This is a genomic window from Sorangium sp. So ce176 (genome assembly GCF_051519835.1).
Taxonomy (GTDB): domain Bacteria; phylum Myxococcota_A; class Polyangia; order Polyangiales; family Polyangiaceae; genus Sorangium; species Sorangium cellulosum_G.
Window position 1 is genome coordinate 117582 of record NZ_CP150371.1, and the last position, 16659, is coordinate 134240.

General features: G+C 74.5%; 13 protein-coding genes. 5 read left to right on the plus strand and 8 right to left on the minus strand.

Features of this window, described 5'->3' with window-relative positions:
* Positions 1–2: 2 nt before the first annotated feature.
* The 3 genes from WMF42_RS00435 to WMF42_RS00445 form a co-directional block, all read right to left on the minus strand.
* Positions 3–827, minus strand: a complete 825-nt coding sequence (locus WMF42_RS00435) for a GNAT family N-acetyltransferase (protein WP_437689696.1) — start codon at positions 825–827, stop codon at positions 3–5.
* Positions 828–1048: 221 nt separating this feature from the next.
* Positions 1049–1717, minus strand: coding sequence for a hypothetical protein (locus tag WMF42_RS00440; RefSeq protein WP_437689698.1), 669 nt, complete (start codon positions 1715–1717; stop codon positions 1049–1051).
* A gap of 139 nt (positions 1718–1856) precedes the next feature.
* Positions 1857–2843 carry an Rpn family recombination-promoting nuclease/putative transposase gene (locus WMF42_RS00445; protein WP_437689700.1) on the minus strand — a complete coding sequence of 329 codons (987 nt, stop codon included), beginning with the start codon at positions 2841–2843 and terminating at the stop codon, positions 1857–1859.
* Positions 2844–3399: 556 nt separating this feature from the next.
* On the opposite strand from WMF42_RS00445, the gene WMF42_RS00450 reads away from it, so the two are divergent.
* Positions 3400–3798 (plus strand): hypothetical protein, encoded by a 399-nt coding sequence (locus WMF42_RS00450; RefSeq protein ID WP_061609849.1) that lies wholly within the window; start codon positions 3400–3402, stop codon positions 3796–3798.
* A gap of 106 nt (positions 3799–3904) precedes the next feature.
* On the opposite strand, the gene WMF42_RS00455 is transcribed toward WMF42_RS00450, so the two are convergent.
* Positions 3905–7651 carry a UvrD-helicase domain-containing protein gene (locus tag WMF42_RS00455; RefSeq protein WP_437689703.1) on the minus strand — a complete coding sequence of 1249 codons (3747 nt, stop codon included), beginning with the start codon at positions 7649–7651 and terminating at the stop codon, positions 3905–3907.
* A gap of 303 nt (positions 7652–7954) precedes the next feature.
* Here WMF42_RS00455 and WMF42_RS00460 point away from each other — a divergent pair, with 303 nt between their 5' ends.
* Genes WMF42_RS00460 through WMF42_RS00475 form a run of 4 tightly spaced genes read left to right on the plus strand, consistent with a single transcriptional unit; the run spans position 7955 to position 11325 of the window.
* Positions 7955–8914 (plus strand): prenyltransferase, encoded by a 960-nt coding sequence (locus tag WMF42_RS00460; RefSeq protein WP_437689705.1) that lies wholly within the window; start codon positions 7955–7957, stop codon positions 8912–8914.
* On the plus strand, positions 8911–9645 hold the full coding sequence (locus WMF42_RS00465) for a hypothetical protein (RefSeq protein WP_061607668.1): 735 nt from the start codon (positions 8911–8913) through the stop codon (positions 9643–9645). Before WMF42_RS00460 ends, WMF42_RS00465 begins: the two co-directional genes overlap by 4 nt.
* The gene (locus WMF42_RS00470; protein ID WP_437689706.1) at positions 9642–10562 is read left to right on the plus strand and encodes a prenyltransferase; all 921 of its coding nucleotides are present in this window, start codon (positions 9642–9644) and stop codon (positions 10560–10562) included. The genes WMF42_RS00465 and WMF42_RS00470 overlap by 4 nt, the downstream gene beginning before the upstream one ends.
* Positions 10563–10575: 13 nt before the next feature.
* The gene (locus WMF42_RS00475; protein ID WP_437689708.1) at positions 10576–11325 is read left to right on the plus strand and encodes a lycopene cyclase domain-containing protein; all 750 of its coding nucleotides are present in this window, start codon (positions 10576–10578) and stop codon (positions 11323–11325) included.
* 34 nt (positions 11326–11359) lie between these two features.
* Here the strand turns inward: WMF42_RS00475 and WMF42_RS00480 are convergent, their stop codons facing one another.
* The 4 genes from WMF42_RS00480 to leuC all read right to left on the minus strand — a co-directional run bounded on the left by WMF42_RS00480 (position 11360) and on the right by leuC (position 16633).
* The gene (locus tag WMF42_RS00480; RefSeq protein ID WP_437689709.1) at positions 11360–12256 is read right to left on the minus strand and encodes a fibro-slime domain-containing protein; all 897 of its coding nucleotides are present in this window, start codon (positions 12254–12256) and stop codon (positions 11360–11362) included.
* A gap of 300 nt (positions 12257–12556) precedes the next feature.
* Positions 12557–14074, minus strand: a complete 1518-nt coding sequence (locus WMF42_RS00485; protein ID WP_437689711.1) for a hypothetical protein — start codon at positions 14072–14074, stop codon at positions 12557–12559.
* A 504-nt stretch (positions 14075–14578) separates the two neighbouring features.
* The gene (gene leuD, locus WMF42_RS00490; protein ID WP_437689713.1) at positions 14579–15196 is read right to left on the minus strand and encodes a 3-isopropylmalate dehydratase small subunit; all 618 of its coding nucleotides are present in this window, start codon (positions 15194–15196) and stop codon (positions 14579–14581) included.
* 27 nt (positions 15197–15223) lie between these two features.
* Positions 15224–16633, minus strand: coding sequence for a 3-isopropylmalate dehydratase large subunit (leuC, locus tag WMF42_RS00495; protein WP_061607658.1), 1410 nt, complete (start codon positions 16631–16633; stop codon positions 15224–15226).
* Between the last annotated feature and the right edge of the window lie 26 nt (positions 16634–16659).

A 16659-nucleotide genomic window follows, 5' to 3' on the forward strand; every position in this document is an offset into this window, starting at 1 on the left:
CGCTACGGCGGCTCCGGCGGCTCGGCGATGCACGCGGTGGCCACGCGCTCGAACCCGACGCGCTCGTAGACGCGGGCGACATCGTCGTTCTGGGCGGACAGGAACACAGTGCGATGGCCGGCGTCGAGGGCGTGGCGGGCCAGGATCGCGGTGACAGCGGCGGCGAGCCCTTGCCGGCGGGCCGCCGGCAGCGTGCCCACGCCGACGATCTCGGCAACGCCCTCCGCGTGCTGGTAGCTGCCCGCGCAGAGCGGACCGGCGAGGGCGCCGTGGCGCCCGCGGGCGGCGGCGTGCACCAGCGTCCGCTCGACAAGCGACGCGTGCCACGAGGCCGCGTGTCCGGCCGGGAGCGCGGCCGCGGTGGCGTCCCGCTCCGCCGGTCCCGCAGGGCCCGTCGCGGTGCTGAGCGCGCCGAAAGCGACGAGCGCCACGGCCTGAATGGCGGCGAGATCCGGATCCTCGGCGGTGACGATCGACAGCGAGATGTCGGCCGGCAAAGGCACCTGGACGGGCTCGCCGGAGAGCACGAGCAGCGGGCAGCGACGGACGTACAGGCCGGTGGCCTCGGCCGCGGCGTCGAGCCCCGGGGTTGTCTCCAGCACCCACTCGAACGCCTCCGGGACCGAGAGCTCCCGCTGGCGCGCGCGCACCGCGGCCACGTCGCCGGCCGAGACGGGGCCGGGATGGCCCAGGGTGGGGCGGGCATAGTAGGGCCAGCCGTCGCCGCGGCGGGCGAAGAGGGTCAGCGGCCCGTGGTCCTCGGCGTCCGCATGCTGTCGAGGGACGGCATCGTAGAACCGCTCGATGGCGGCGAGGAGGGCGCTCATGGGCAGACGAGCCGTGTCGTGCCCACCGGGGTGCGCGCCTCCGCGGCAGCGCCTCGCGGCGAGAGTGCGCGGAGGGCGGTGAGCTCGGGGGAGGGGAGGTGCGTCTCTGCCATGAGACCCGAGGGCGACGCGATGCAGGTAGTGGAGAACGGCGGTCTTGTCGAGGGAGACCAGCGCTCCTGGCGTGGAGCGTCCGTCGGGGTCGGCGTGGCGCTCGGGGATCAGTCGGTGCCGCCGCCAGGGCCCGGACCGGTTGCGTGGCAGTCGCTCGGACAGTTGCAGTCGTTCTCGCCCGCGCCGCAGGTTCCGTCGCCGCACTTCGCGCAGAGGTGGGCGTCGGGCGCGGTGACCACGCACTGGCCATCGGCGCGATCCATCGCGGGAATGGGCGCGAGCCCCGGGCAGCAGACGGTGAACGATTTGCCGGACGCCATCGCGCCTTCCCCCGAGCAGCGCGAGGCGAGCTCCGCGCACGAGCCATCGGCTTGCTGGACGTAGCCGGGAAGGCAATCGCACTGTGGTCGCCGAGGGCGGAGCACCGGCACCGTGCCGGCCGGCCCTCTCGGCCCGAGCTGGAGCCCGGCCTCGGTGGGAGAGCGCGCCGGTGCGGCGCCCTCCGGGGTCGCCGCCGGCGGGGGAGGCGGGGGAGGGGAAGCGATCTTGCCGTCGGGCGTCTGGGAGGTGATCGGGATCCAGTCGACGACCTGCCCGTCCGGAGTGACCGTGGTGGCCACGATGTCGCGGCGGGGAGGCCGCAGCGTTCCACCCGGCGCGCAGGGATCGTCGGCGCCCGGGCCAGGGGGACCCACGGGGGCCGGCTCGCTGGCGGCGCAGCCCATCGAGCGGAGCAGCAGAGAGCAGAGGAGCAGGGCGGGCGCGTTCATGGGCATGAAACACGCGAGCCTACGGGATCTTACGGCGAGCGCGCTGAATCACGGGCTGGTGGCGTGAGCTCCTCCAGACCATGGCGACGACGACGAGCTGACAGGGGAGCATCGCGACTCGCCGGGCTGAGCCGGAGGGGCTGCGTCAACGCTCGGTCAGGCAGTCGTCGAGCGTGGGCGAGGTGAGGACGCGCTCGGTCCACCCTTCGATCTGCGCGGCGTCGGCGGCGCGGACGCGCGCCACGACCGGCTCGGGCAGCTCGCCGAAGCGCAGCCGGAGCAGCTTGAGCAGCGTGCTTCGCTGGCCTTCCAGGCGGCCGTCCCGCTCGCCCGCCAGGCGGCCCTGCTCGCGAAGGTAGTCTGCGATGGTCACGATCTCCTCCTCGGCCTCCGGCCCCGCCGCCACGAGCAGCCGCTGCAGCAGCTCCCTTGGCTGGGCCGGGTCGGCGATGTTCAAGATATACCGCCACACGCGCGACAGCGCAGCCCCACCGCCGGGAGCGGCGCGCACCTCGCGGACCAGTCCGTACCAGCCGGACAGGCGCGCCACCAGCTCGTCCGGGCGGCGGGCGTGCCGGAAGCACCAGAGCACCAGCCGCCCCAGCGCCGTCATCGCCCGCGCCCGCAGCGCCTCGTCCGTCTCCTTGCTGATGTCGTCCAGCACGAACCGGAAGTGCGGCACATAGGCGGCCATCAGCCGCAGCACCGCCGGCGGCATGTCGATCACGTCCTGGAACGTGACCGCCGCGGTCCAGCCGGTGTCGCTGTGGTGCAGCACCACGGGCAAGATCGCCGGAAGGCGCGTCGACCTGGGGTGGCGCTCCAGGTGGCCCTTCCAGACGCGGACCATGTACTCGAGCAGCCGAAAGGCCATGAGCGGGTGCGTCGTGCTCTGGTGCTCGAAGAGCACGTAGATGAACAGCGGCGCTTCCGCGAGCCTCGCGGAGAAGAGCAGGTCGCTCTGGCTGGCGGCGAGCTCCTCGTCGACGAAGCTGCCGGACCGCAGCGCCAGCGACGCGAAATCGATGCGGGCGGCCAGGGCAGCGGGCAACACCTGACGGAGCGCCGCGGCGGCGTGCTCCGGCTGGCTGAAGGTGGACTTGAACAGGGCGTCATGAGGGGTCGGCGTCATGGGGATGGCACCCCCGCGGCCGCGGCGCGCGGCGGCGAGGCTCCATCTCTGAGTTCCGGGGATGTCAGCGCCGTGATCTAGAATTGCGATCGACGGCTTGCTCTGGCTGGCACGTCGGAGATCGCTTCCCGGGCAGCCGCTCAGCCCGACTACCCCCGGTTGCGGCGCTCTGCGCCGCGCTTGCCGCCACGCGGCTCCGGTTCTGCCCTTCGGGACCGCTCTCCACCCCCACCCGGCGCCGGTTTCGCCGTTCGCGCCCGCGGGTGGCGTCACCCGGCGCCGGTTTCGCCGTTCGCGCCCGCGGGTGGCGTCACCCGGCAGCGGTTTCGCCGTTCGAGCCCGCGGGTGGCGTCACCCGGCACCGGCTTTGCTCCGGTCGCTGCTGTGCCGCGAGCCATGGCGGTGATCGCGGCAGCGCGCACCGGCGATCCTCGCCGCGTCTCCGAGGATCCGGTCCCTCTCGTCGGGACTTTGCTGAGGCGCTTGCGACGCGCGCCGTCGTCACAACGATTCCAGGCTCCGTCAACCCATCACCCTCTCGCGAAGGAGCACTCGCATGGGCAAGACCAATATCGGAGAGAACCGCAGCTACGGCGCCGCCGTCCTCGATCGTTTCGGCGACGTCACCGTCCCTGCGCCTGTCAGGCCGCACCTCGCCGCCTTCAAGCAGGCGCACGCCGAGTACGAGGCGGCCGCGGCGCGCGCCGACGCCGCGCGCGACAAGCGCGACGCCGCGCTCGACGCGGTGGGCGCCGCCGACGATACGTTCGACGAGAGCGTGGGCACGCTCGCCGACAAGACAGCGGGCGCGGGCCTGGGCAAGCGGCAGAACCCGTTCGCCGGTTACTCCACGCACTCTCCCAGCCAGCTCACGTCGCTTCCGTACGCCGCCGAGCCCAGGGCCGCCCGCGAGCTCGTCGCCGAGGCGCCCGCGGCAGCGCCTGCGCCGGCCTGACGGGCTCCCGTTCACCCGTCGCCGCGCTCGGCGCCCGTCTCCTCGTCATCCATGAGCGGCGCCACCTCGGCCACCCGCGGGGCCCCGGGCGACGCGCGCGCGCCCCTCACACCCGGAGCACCACCCCTCTCGCCCTCTCGCCCGTCGCCTCCGCGATCGCCTGCACGTAGAGCCGCACCTGCGCCTCCTGCGCGGCGTGCGCGGTGCCCGCGTCCGAGCCGGTCTTGAAATCGACAACGGTCCAGACGCCCACGTCGCCCACGCTCTCGCGGAACGAGAGGTCGACAACGCCCTCGGCGATCGTGCCGTCCTCGAGCCGCAGGAGCAGCGGCGTCTCCCGCTCGCACGCGCCGCGCGCCGCGCTCTCCGCCGCGCGCCGGAGCAGCGGGTGCTCGAGCGCCGCGACCGCGGCCGCGACCGCCGCGTCGAGCTCCTCGGCCGGCGCGCCGAGCAGCCGCGCCTGCGCCGCGGCCACCACGCGCACCTCGTCCTCGCCCGCCCGGAGATCGACCTCCGCCAGCACCGCGTGCACCAGCGTCCCGAACCGCTTGCCGTACGGCCGGCCCTCGCGCGCGATCGCCGTCTGCTCGAACGAGATCACCGGCAGCGCGTCCGCCCGCTTCCCCCGCGCCGCCCCGCCGCCCGCCTGCCGCGCGCCCGCGCCCGCCGCCGCCTCCTCGGCCGCCGCCAGCGCCGCCTCGTGGCTGATCTCCGTCGCCGTCTTCACGCGGACCGCCGCCACCGAGCCGTCCCGGATCGCCCGCTGCCGCGCCTCCTGCCACACCTCGTGCCCGCGCTGCCCGAGCTCTCCGCCCAGCGCCCGCCCGCCCGCCGCCACGCCGGTGCCCGCCATGGCCCCGGCGCTCGCCACATCCCCCGCGCCCGCCGCCGCCCCGGCGCCCGCCATGGCCCCGGCGCCCGCGTCCGCCTGCAAGATCCGCTGCTGCCGCAGCCCCGCCTCCGGCTCGCGATCCAGGTCGAGCGCGCTCGGATCCCACCACACGACGCGGTGCGACCCCGCCATCGGCGCGTGCTCGCCCGGCGCCACCGCGTCCCGCTCGTCGGCCTCGCACCGCGCCGGGCGCTCCAGCACCGTGTCGGTCCCGAACGGCGGGCAGCCGAGGTCCTCGCAGCGCCGCGCGTCCCGCCGCTCGCGCGGCGCCGGGTAGAGCACCGGGTGCAGCACGTCGAGCCAGCCGTCGCTCGAGCCGTCCCCGGGGCGCGCGTCGCCCACCGCGGGCACCACGAGCAGCTCGCGCGCCCGCGTCGCCGCGACGTACGCGAGCCGCACCGCCTCCTCGCGATCGCGGCGCAGCACCTCGTCGCGGCGCTCGACCAGCTCCGCGGGCACGCAGCCCGCGAGCGGCTCCGCCCACAGACCGAGCGCCGGATCCACGTGCCGCGACGGGTTCTGATGCACCGCCGGCGACGCGGGATCCGCCAGGATCACCACCGGGAACTCGAGCCCCTTCGCCCGGTGCACCGTCATGATCCGAACCCCCTCCGTCCCCTCCTCGACGACAGGCGCCTCCGCCACCTCGCCCCGCTCGGCGTCCGCCTCGAGCCGCTCCACGAACGCCCGGAACGACGTCGCCCCGCCCGCCTCGAACCGCCGCCCGAGATCCATCACCCGCAGCACGTTCGCGAGCGCCTGCTCCCCCGTCGGCCAGATCGCGATGCCCGCGTGCGCGCGCGTCTCGTCGAGCAGCCCGCCGATCGTGTCCGCGATCGGCCGGCGGTTGCGCTCGCGGTGCAGCCGCCCGAGCACCGCCAGCGCCTCCGCGACCTCCCGCAGCGGCCGCGCCCCGCCCTCCACAGCGAGATCCAGCGCCGCCTCGTCCGGCTCGAACAGCGGGTGCAGCCGCTGGAGCCGGTCGCGGTACAGGAGGAGCACGTCGTCCGTCAGCGCGAACAGCGGCCCGCGCAGCGTCGCGTACACGCTGAGCTCGTCGTCCGGCCACTCGATCGCGAGCAGCGCGCTCCGCACCGCCATCACCTCCTCGCGATCGTGGAACGACCGCCCGCCCACGAGCACGTGCGGGATCCGCCGCGCCTCGAGCGCCCGCACGTACGCGCGCGTCGCGTCCTCCCCGAACGTCTGGAAACGCTTGAACAAAAGGCAGATGTGCCGCGCCTCGAGCGGCACGCGCTGGTCCGGGCGCTCGCGCTCGGTCACCGTCCAGCGCCGCTCCCCCGAGCCCGAGCCCCGGCCAGCGTGGATGAGGTGGTGGACGAACGCCCCCACCGCGTCCGGGATCGATTGCCGCACCCGGAAATCCGAGATCTTCCCGTAGTCGCCGTAAGGCCGCGGCACCGGCAGCGCGATCACCGTCGGCTGGTCCACCGGGTCGTCCCGGAACCGCTCGAGCGCGACGTACTGCGCCTGACTCGCCGCGCCCTCGCCCTCGCCCCCCTGCATGAGCGGCGCGAACGCCGCGTTGACGGCCGCCTGGATCGACGGGGCGCTGCGGAAGCTCGTCGACAGGTAGAGCACGCTCGCGCCGCACGCGACGAGCCGCGCCTTCGTCGCCTCGTAGAGCGCGACCTCGGCGCGGCGGAAGCGGTAGATCGACTGCTTCGGATCGCCGACGACGAAGAGCTTCCCGGGCACCGGGCGCGCCCGCGTCCAGTCGGTCTCGGCCGGGTCGTCGGCCGCGAGCAGGAGCAGGATCTCCGCCTGCAGCGGGTCGGTGTCCTGGAACTCGTCGACGAAGAGGTGCGAGAAGCGGAGGTTCAGCTCCTCGCGGACGGCGCGGCTCGAGCGCAGGAGGTTCCTGGCGCAGAGGAGCAGGTCGAGGAAGTCGAGCTTGCCGGCGCGCGCCTTGAGCGCGTCGTACGCCTCGATGGGCGGCCGGAGCTCGCGCGAGAGGCACGCCGCGAGGTCGGCGTTCGCGGCCGTGAGCACGGCGTCGAGCTCGGCCTTCACCCGGTCGCGCTGCGCGAGCACCTCGGCGCGCGAGAGATCCGCGCCGAACGCCTTGCCCGAGCCCCTCCAGCGCCATTCCTTCCAGCGCGCGAGCTCGCCGAGCTCGGCCTCCAGCCCGTCGTGATCGCGCCCGCCGGTCACCTCCTCGCGGCGGCGGAGCTCCGCGAGGTACCGGTCGAGGTTCCTGAGGCTCTGCGCGAGGTAGTCGCCCTCCCTGTCGGCCTCGGCGCCGAGATCGGCGAGCGCCGCGAGGCGGTCGATCAGCTCGTCGACGGCGCGCTCGCGGTCGAACGGATCGCGGCGCCAGGGGCGCGTGAAGTCGCGGTGCTCGGCGAGCTTCCACGCCGCGCCCCGGAGCAGATCGCGCGGGCCCTGCCCGCCGTCGCGCGGGCGACGGCGCAGGGTGCGGCGCACGCCCTCGGGCGGGTCGTTCAGGGTGCGCTGGAACCAGGCGTCGAACGCCTGATCGAAGAGCCCCTCGGCCTGGTCCGCGGCCGCGACCTGGAACAGCGGGTCGACGCGCGCCTCGACCGGCCACTCGCGCAGCAGGTCGGCGCAGAACGAGTGGATCGTCCCGATGCGGGCCGCCTCCAGGTGCGCGAGCGCCGCGTCGAGCCGCGCGCGCTCCGCCGGCCCGGACCGCGCGTCGCCGCGCGCCCGCTCGATCTCGGCGCGGAGGCGCAGCTTCATCTCGCCCGCCGCCTTCTCCGTGAAGGTGACAGCGACGATGCGGTCGAGCGTGCCGCCGCCCTCCTCGGGCGCCCTCCGCAGCACGGCGACGATCCGCGACACGAGCGCTGTCGTCTTGCCGGTGCCCGCGGCGGCCTCGACGACGAGCGTCGTCCGGAGGTCCTCGCGGATGCGGCGGCGGGCGGGCTCGTCCGCGAGCTCCCGCGCGCCGCGCCCCCGGGCCGCGCCGGCGCTCACGGGCACCTCCGCGCGGGCGCGGGGCGGGGGCGCTGCTCGGGGCCGCGGCGCAGGGGCGCGCCGGCCGGGCTCGGGGAGGGGGGGAGGGCGTAGCGCACGAGGTCGCGTGTCGAGGCTGTCGGGGGGATAAGGTGGCCCAGATCGGCGGCGAAGGAAACGCCGCACCGACGCGCCGCCGGGCTCGACCCGGGGCGCGCCGTCGCGGGCGCCCGCGCCCGGCGGAGGCCGCTCCCCTCGCGGAGCGATCTCATGTGGGCCGCAAAGCGCGGAGGTTCTTGTGCTAGCAGCAGAAGGACCTGATCCATGCGCGTCGAGTCGATGAGCCGTGGAGCGCGGTGGTGGTACGCGCTCAAGCCCGCGAGCTGGCCCAAGGTGCTCGTCCCCGCCCTGTGCGGGCAGGCCGTGGGCGCCGCCGTCGCCGGACGGATCGACGCGGGCGCGCTCGCCTTCGGCGCGCTGTGGATGGTCGCCGACGTCGCCTTCGTCGTGCTCCTCAACGACTGGGGCGACCGTGAGGTCGACGCCCTCAAGCGGCGCATGTTCCCGGACGGCTGCTCGCCCAAGACCATCCCGGACGGCATCCTCCCGGCCCACGCGCTCCTCCTCGCCGGCCTCGGGGCGGGCGCCGCCGCGCTGCTCGTGGCCTGGGGCGCCGGCGTCGCGCTCGATCGCCCGCTCCTGCTCCCGCTGGCCGCGCTCGGGCTGCTCGTCTTCGGCGCCTACACGCTGCCGCCGCTCCGGCTCAACTACCGCGGCGGCGGCGAGCTCCTCGAGATGGCCGGCGTCGGCGGCGTCCTCCCGCTGCTGCACGCCTACGCGCAGTGCGGCGCGTGGGCGCCTGCGTGGCTCGCCGCGCTCCTGCCGGGCCTGCTCCTCTGCGCCCTCGCGAGCGCCCTCGCCAGCGGGCTGTCCGACGAGCAGAGCGACCGCGCCGGCGGCAAGCGCACCGCGGCCACGCTCCTCGGCAACGCGGCCACGCGCCGGGCGACGGAGGCCCTGCTCGGCCTCGGCGCGGTCCTCTGGCCCGCGGCGTCGCTCGCCGGCCACCCCGCCCCGCCGCCGTGGTCGGTCGCGCCCGCGGCGGCCGTCGCGCTCCACTTCGGGGCGCGGCTCGTCCGGAGGAGCCCGGCGGCGGTGACCAACGCCTTCGCCGCCCAGGCGGCCTACAAGCGCGAGCTCCACCGCGCGATCTGGTGGGGGACGGCCGCGCTGTCGGCGGCGGTGCTCGCCGCCGGGCTCCGCGCCGGCGGGGTGCCGGCGTGACAGGGATCCCCGTCCTCCCCGACGACGCGCGCGACGAGCTCGCGCGCCTCACCCCGCTGCTCGGCGCGCGGGCCTCGGTCGCCCCGGGCCGGCCGTGCGCGCCCACCCCCGTCGCGCTGGTCGAGCAGATCATGGACGGCAGCGAGGACGCCGAGCGCGCGCGCGCCTTCGTCGGCGCGCTCGGCGAGGTGATCTGCGCGGTCGCCGACAACTTCCCCGACAACATCTTCTGGGACCTCGACTACCTCGCCTGCTGCATGTGGCAGGCCGGGAGCGCGCCAGCGATCGGCGACTTCTCCCGGCGCGTGGTGGCGCTCTGCCTCGGCTTCGGCAACAAGTCGAAGCTGCGCTTCCGCTACGCGCACGACTTCCTCTACGGCTACGACTGGGCCCGCTGGGTGATGCGCAAGCCGGACGAGCGCGCGGGCGTCGGGCCGTTCGACCTCGCCTTCTTCGACTACCTCGACGGCCGGCAGCAGGCGCTCATCGAGCTCGTGGCCAGCAACGACCGCAAGTACTCGCAGCTCAACGGCCGGGAGTTCCGCAACCCCTTCTCGTTCATCCGCGAGCCGCGCGAGGAGTCGCAGCTCCACCACCTGCTCGCCCAGGTCGACCTCATCCCGCTCAAGGCGTGGCGCCTCGACGGCGAGCGCCGCTGGGACCTGCCGTTCACCGAGCTGCGCGCCAAGCTGGCCGAGCGCCTCGGCCTGTCACGGGGCGACCGGCGATGACCGCCCGGCCGGGGGCGCTCTCGGCCTGGATCCGGGCGTCGCGGCTGGCCTCGCAGCCGACCATCGCGCTCCCGCTGCTGCTCGGGCAGCTCCTTGGCGCGCGGGCCGCCGGCCGCCCGCTCGACCTCGCGACGCTGGCGGCTGTCCATCTCTTCGGCCTGCTCGACCAGCTCTTCATCGTCCACGCCAACGACGTCGCCGACCAGGAGACCGACCGCCGCAACCGCACCGCCACGCCATTCTCGGGCGGCTCGCGCGTGCTTGTCGAGGGGCGCCTCTCACCGCGCGCGCTCGGCGCCGCGGCCCTCGGTTGCGCCGCGGCGCTCCTGGTCGTCTCGGCGTGGCTCGCCGCCACCGTGCCGGCGCCCGCGGCGCCGCTCCTCGTGCCCCTTGCGATCGCGGCGCTCCTGCTGCTCTGGGCCTACAGCTACCCGCCGCTCCGCCTCTCGTACAGCGGCGGCGGGGAGCTGCTCCAGGTGGTGGGCGTCGGCGTCGTCCTGCCGCTCTACGGCTACGTCGCGCAGGGGGGCGCCCTCGAGCGCTTCCCCGTCGCGCTGCTCGCGTGCCTGCTGCCGAGCCACCTCGGCTGCGCGATCGCGACGGCGCTCCCCGACGAGCCCTCGGACCGCGAGAGCGGCAAGCGGACGGTGCCCGTGCGCGTGGGCGGGGAGCGGGCCGCGCGGTGGGTGGCGCTCCTGAACGGGCTGTCGCTCCTGCTCGCGCCTGTCGGCCTGGGCGCGGCGGGCTTGCGCCCTGGCGCGGGGCTGCTGATCCCGGCGGCGGCGGCGCTCGTCGTGCTGCTGGCCCGGCCGGCGCCGCCCGGCTCGCGGCTGCTGCTGGTCCGGGTGGGGGCCGCGGGCGCGGCGACGCTGTCGCTTGTCGCGGTCACGGCGTGGCTAGCGAACGCCGCGCGGTGAGGAGGGCGGCGCGGTGACCCACGAGTTTCTGCTGCTCTCGCTGCTCTTCCTCCTGCCAGGGGGCGTCATCTGGCTCGCGCGCCCGGATCTGCGCGCCCTGATGCGGCGGACGGCGCTCGCCTCGCTGCCGTTCGCGGCGACCGAGCGGCTGTTCTACCCGGCGTACTGGACCCCGAAGTTCCTGTTCGACCTGGCCGACCGGATCGGGTTCGGCGTCGAGGACCTGCTGTTCCTCATCGGGCTCAGCGCGTTCTCGTCGACCGCCTATGCGGTTGTCTTCCGCCGGACGCCGGTGCCCTGCGCCCCGCCGGCGACCCAGGCGACCCCGGCGACCCCGACGTGGTCGAGGTCGGCCCGACCGTGGTTGAGGGCGTCCGCGGTCGTCGCGCTCGTGCTCGCGCTGGCCGGGGCGCTGCTGGCGGCCGGGGTGCCGATCCTCTACGCCGCCGTGGCGGCGATGGCGGCGGCCGCCGCGGCCCTCCTCGTGGCGCGCGGCGACCTGCTCGTGCCGAGCCTGCTCGGCGCGCTCCTGTCGGCGGCCCTCTACCTCGGCCTGTGCCTCGTCTTCGCGGCGCTCGTGCCCGGCGTGTTCGCGCGCACCTGGCGGCCCAGCGTGCTCTTGCCGGGCAGGGCGCTCCTCGGCGTCCCGCTCGACGAGATCCTCTACGGGCTCGGCGCGGGCTTCGCGGCCACCGTGTTCCCGGCGTGGGCCTTCGATTTCATGTACGCGAAGGCGGCGCGCGCCGCGCCGCGAGCGGGCTGAGGCCGGGGCGCTCTTCCCCGGCCCCGCGGGCGGCTCACTGGAGGGTCGGCTCGCAGGGGACGTCGAGCGCCGTGTTCAGCCGGAACACCGAGGAGCGGCCGTCTCGCTCGGCGTAGAAGACCTTGAGCTTGTGCTTCGACCCGGGCCGCATGCGGAGCCTCGCGGCCTCGTCGTCCAGGCGGACGGTCGTCCCGTTCACCCCGTCGCGCACGGAGTGGCTGACAACGATGCTGTCGTCGATCGATATCCAGACATCGTCGCTCGCGTCGAAGGAGAAGAAGGCCCCCATCCGGTAGGTGAACGGCAGCTCGAACGACGCCGTGAAGCCGAAGTTGTGCGCCTCGCCCTCGTTGCCGAAGCCGACGCCGTCGAGGAAGTAGAAATCCCTGCCGCCCAGGTGGCCGCCGGTGCTCCACATGTCGAGGTGGATGACCCTGTCGAACGTCATGTTGACGCCCGGCTCGTCCTTGAACCATTCGTCGAAGCTGTCGTCCTGATTGATCTCGTCCGAGGGCGGGTTCGCGTCGACAGGCCTGCCGTTCTCGAGCTCGCTCTTGGCCTCGACGTTCTTCCCGTTCGTGGTCTGGGAGGGCCCGAAATCCGGGTGCTTCTTGGGGAAGTCCCGCAGGGTCATGGGAAAGCTCGCCGTGCACAGGACCGCGTCGGAATCGCCGGGAGGCTCTCGGCCGGCGCTGTTGCCGGCGTTCTCGTCGACGGGGGCTTTGCCCTCCTCGACGCCGCTGCCGCCGCCCGCGCCGGGCGTCCCCCCACCGGTGTTCTCCGGGACCTCGACGTGGGTGATCTCGTCCCCGGGGGGAGGGGCGGGCTCTTCGCGGGGCGACGGCTCGCCGTCGGCGCGGGCGATCATGGCGTCCTGGAGGGGGCACCCCGCGAGGGGGAGCGCCGCGCACGCGAGGATCAGCAGGGCCACGGGCCGCCTGAAAGCCCGGCAGAGGGACGCTGATGGGTGGGCCAGGCTCATGGTACCGCCTCCTGCCCCTGGATGCGGTCGGGCCCGGTCGTCCTTCGCAAAATCGTACGGGGCGCACCGCGTCGGCGCGGAGCCGGCCGCGCAGGGACGCCCCGGCGCCCTCGGTGACCGCTGGTATGCGAAAAGCGCCAGAGGGTTGGAATCCCCTCTGGCGCTCTCCGCGTCTGTCTCCTCACCGGGAGCGGTGAGCGATCCTCCCGCGGGCGGGAGGGATCGCTCGCGCCGCTCGCGCCCGCCGCGTCACGGCAGCATCAGGACGCACTCGGTCCAGCAGACAGGGCCGGAGCCGCCGCCGCCGCTCGGCTCCTCGCAGATGGTCCGCACGATCGCCTCGGGGGGGCAGGTGGGCTCCTCCACGCACTCGGTCCAGCACTCGCCGGGGTACCCGCCGGTACCGCCCGTGCCGGTGCCGGTGCTGCCGTAACCGGAGCAGACCTGCTGCTCGGTCATGCCCGGCGGGCAGTAGGGCTCCACCGGGATGCACTCGGTCCAGCAGCCGCCGCCGGGGTACGCGCCGCCGCTGCCGCCGGAGCCGCTGCTGCCGGACGTGCCGGGCGTGGGGTACTCGAAGTTGGCGTCTCCGTAGCCGGAGCCGCTGCTGCCGCTCGTGCCGGGCATGGGGTCCTCGCAGACGGTCGCCGGGATGGTGTCCGGCGGGCAGTACGGCTCGACAGGGATGCACTCGGTCCAGCAGCCGCCGCCGGGATACGCGCCGCCGCTGCCGCCGCTGCCGCCGTACCCGGTGCCGGTGCTGCCCGAGGTGGCGACCATGACGTCGCCGTCGTCGCAGACGGTCTGCTCCCTCGTGCCCGGCGGGCAGTAGGGCTCGACAGGGATGCACTCGGTCCAGCAACCGCCCCATTCGCTGGCGCCCGAGCCGCCGCCCGTGCCGCCGACGCCGACGGTGACGCTGCTGCCGCCGTCGCACACGGTCTGCTCCCTCGTGCCCGGCGGGCAGGTGGGCTCCACCGGGAGGCACTCGGTCCGGCAACCGTCGATGGGGGGAGCCGGCCGGGCCGTGTCCCCGCCGGCGCCGCCGCCGCCGTCCCACGCGCCGGAGCCGCCGACGCCGCTTGTGCTGTCAGCGCCGCCGGAGCCGCCGACGCCGACGCTGACGCTGCTCGTCGTGACGCCGCTGCTGCCCTCGCAGACGGTATGCGCCGTCGTGCCCGGCGGGCAGTAGGGCACGGGCACGCACTCGGTCCAGCACATGTCGGGAGGCGGCGCCGCGGCGGCGTCGCCGGGAGAGCCGCCCATGCCCCAGCCGCCGCCGCCCGCGCTGGCGCTGCCCCAGCCGCCGCCGCCGGTGGTGCTGCTGGTCGAGCTGCCGGTGCCGCACACGAACTGCTCGTAGGTGCCCGGCGGGCACATCGGAGGCGGCGGCACGCACTCGGTCCAGCACCCCGGATCGACAGGCATGCCGACGCCGCCGGCCGAGCCGCCCTGGCCCGCGGTGGTCGTGACGGGGGTGCTGCCGCCGCAGGTGGTCTGCTCGAGCCACCCCCGAGGACAGCGGTCGTCAGGCACACACTGCGCTTCGCACATCTCGCCGACGTCGCACGGCGAACAGACCGTCTCCCAGTGGAAGCCAGGCCCGCAGTCGGGATCGGGCGGCGGCTGCGGCTCGTCCACGCCCCCGCAGCCCTGCCCCTTGGCGCCGGTGAGCACCACGAGCGCAGAGAGCGCGATGAGCCCCTGAAGCGAGGAGCGCGCTGTCGACGAGCGCGAGAGAAGAGAGGAGAAGATCGCGAATCGCATGGGTGTACTCCGTCCTGCGTGCCTGTGGCAGACACGCGATCAAGCAACGATGGCTCTGCGCCGCGGCATGCGGAGCGCTGCTGCTCCGCGGCTTCTCAGCGCCGGCTCGGAGAGCTCGCCCGGAGATAAAGCACCTGACATGCCACGTCCGTCCGGCCGCCACCCCGTGCGCTCCGGGCAGACGATCTCGGCGCTTTCCTGCCGCGCCTCGGGCCGCGCGCGACCTCCGCCGCGGGCCGAAGCGGCGCGCGACAGGGCCGCCGTGTGACGGGGAGTGTCGGGAACGTGCCACGTTGAGCCAGGTGCGCCCCGGGGGCGTGCCGGCTCACGACGGGCGGAATGGACATCAGGACGTCGCGCCAGCGCAGGGCGCGGGCGGCGGAGCCTCACGGCCCTGCGCCGTGCGGTGTCGGGTGACGCGTGTGGAGGGGGGCGCTGCGCAGGAGCGGCGGCTGCGTGCCACGTTGAGCCAGCTCCGCCGCGCTGCGGCGGATCGGGCGGCGCCTACTGCGCGGCGGCGCGCTGCTGGATGTACGGCAGCCGCGCGGCCACCTTCTGGACCTCGTCGGCCCCCTCGAGGAGCTGGGCGATCGGGTCCCAGGTGCCGCGGATCAGCGACTCGCGCGCGCCGGGCTTGATGGTGAAGGGCACCGTGAGGTCGCCGGCCCGGACGACCTGCTCCCGCAGATCGACCGTGACGGGCGTCGACGGCTCGGCGTTCACGCGGGCCACGAGCGCGGCGCGGTGCTCGCGGCCCACCGAGACACAGGGGATGCCGAGCGTCGTCGAGTTGCCGAAGAAGATCTCGGCGAAGCTCTCGGCGATCACCGCCTTGAAGCCGGCCTTCGCGATCGACTGCGGCGCGTGCTCGCGCGACGAGCCGCAGCCGAAGTTGCGGTCGGCGATGAGGATCGTGGCGCCGGCGAAGCGCGGGTCGTTCAGCGGGTGCTCCCGCTGCTGGCCGCGCTCGTCGAAGCGCACGTCGCGGAACAGGTGCTCGCCGATGCCGTCGAACGTGACGCACTTGAGGAAGCGCGCGGGGATGATGCGGTCGGTGTCGATGTCGTCGCCCGGAACGTGAACGGCGCGGCCGGTGACGGATTGGATCAGGTCGAGTGCCATTGGGATCTCCCTCGGGTGCGAGCGTCGTCAGATTCCGAACACGTCACGGGCGTCGGCGATCTCGCCGCGCACGGCGGCGGCGGCGACCATCACGGGGCTCATCAGCACGGTGCGGCCGGTGGGGCTGCCCTGCCGGCCCTTGAAGTTGCGGTTGGACGAGGAAGCGCACAGCTCGTCGCCGATGAGCTTGTCGGGGTTCATCGCCAGGCACATCGAGCAGCCCGGCTCGCGCCACTCGAAGCCGGCCTCGCGGAAGACCTTGTCGAGCCCCTCGGCCTCGGCCGCGCGCGCGACCTCCATCGACCCGGGCACGGCGAGCGCGCGCACGTTCGGCGCGACCTTGTGCCCCTGGATGCGCCGCGCGACCTCCCGGAAGTCCGAGAGCCGGCCGTTCGTGCAGCTCCCGATGAACGCGACGTTGATCTTCGTCCCCTCGATCGGCTTGCCGCCCTCGAGCCGCATGTACTCGAGCGCCTCGCGGATGAGCGCCCGCTCGGACTCGTTCGCCACGTCCTCGGCCGCAGGGACGTTCTCCTTCACCGAGATCGCCTGGCCCGGCGTGATGCCCCAGGTGACCGTGGGCGCGATCTCGCCCGCGTCGATCCGGACGACATCGTCGTAGCGCGCGTCGTCGTCCGACGCGATCGAGCGCCAGTACTCGAGCGCCCTGTCCCACGCCTCGCCCGCAGGGGCGTACGGGCGGCCCTTGATGTAATCGAACGTCGTCTGGTCCGGGTTGACGTACCCGACCCGGGCGCCGCCCTCGATCGACATGTTGCACAGGGTCATGCGCTCCTCCATCGAGAAGCCCTCGATGGTCGAGCCGCCGTACTCGTACGCGTAGCCCGTGCCGCCGGAGACGCCGAGCCGGCGGATGATCTCGAGGATGATGTCCTTCGCGTAGACGCCCGGGCCGAGCTTGCCCTCGACCTGGATGCGCCGGACCTTGAGCCGCTGGAGGCTCAGCGTCTGCGTGGCGAGGACGTCGCGCACCTGCGTCGTCCCGATGCCGAACGCGATCGCGCCGAACGCGCCGTGCGTCGACGTGTGCGAGTCGCCGCACGCGATCGTCATGCCGGGCTGCGTGAGGCCGAGCTCGGGGCCGATGATGTGCACGATGCCCTGCCGCCCGGACTCGAGGTCGAAGAAGGTGACGCCCTGCTCGGTGCACGCCTTCTTGAGCGCGTCGACCATCCCCTCGGCGAGCGAGTCCTTGAACGGCCGCTTGCGGTTGTCGGTGGGGACGATGTGATCGAGCGTCGCGAACGTCCGCTCGGGCATGCGCACGCGCAGGTTCAGGTCGCGGAGCATCCCGAACGCCTGGGGGCTCGTCACCTCGTGGATCAGGTGAAGGCCGATGAAGAGCTGGTCCTCGCCGTTCGGCAACGTGCGAACTTTGTGGAGGTCCCAAACCTTGTCATAGAGACTCTTGCCCATGATGGCCTCTCGGGGCGCGGCTGAAC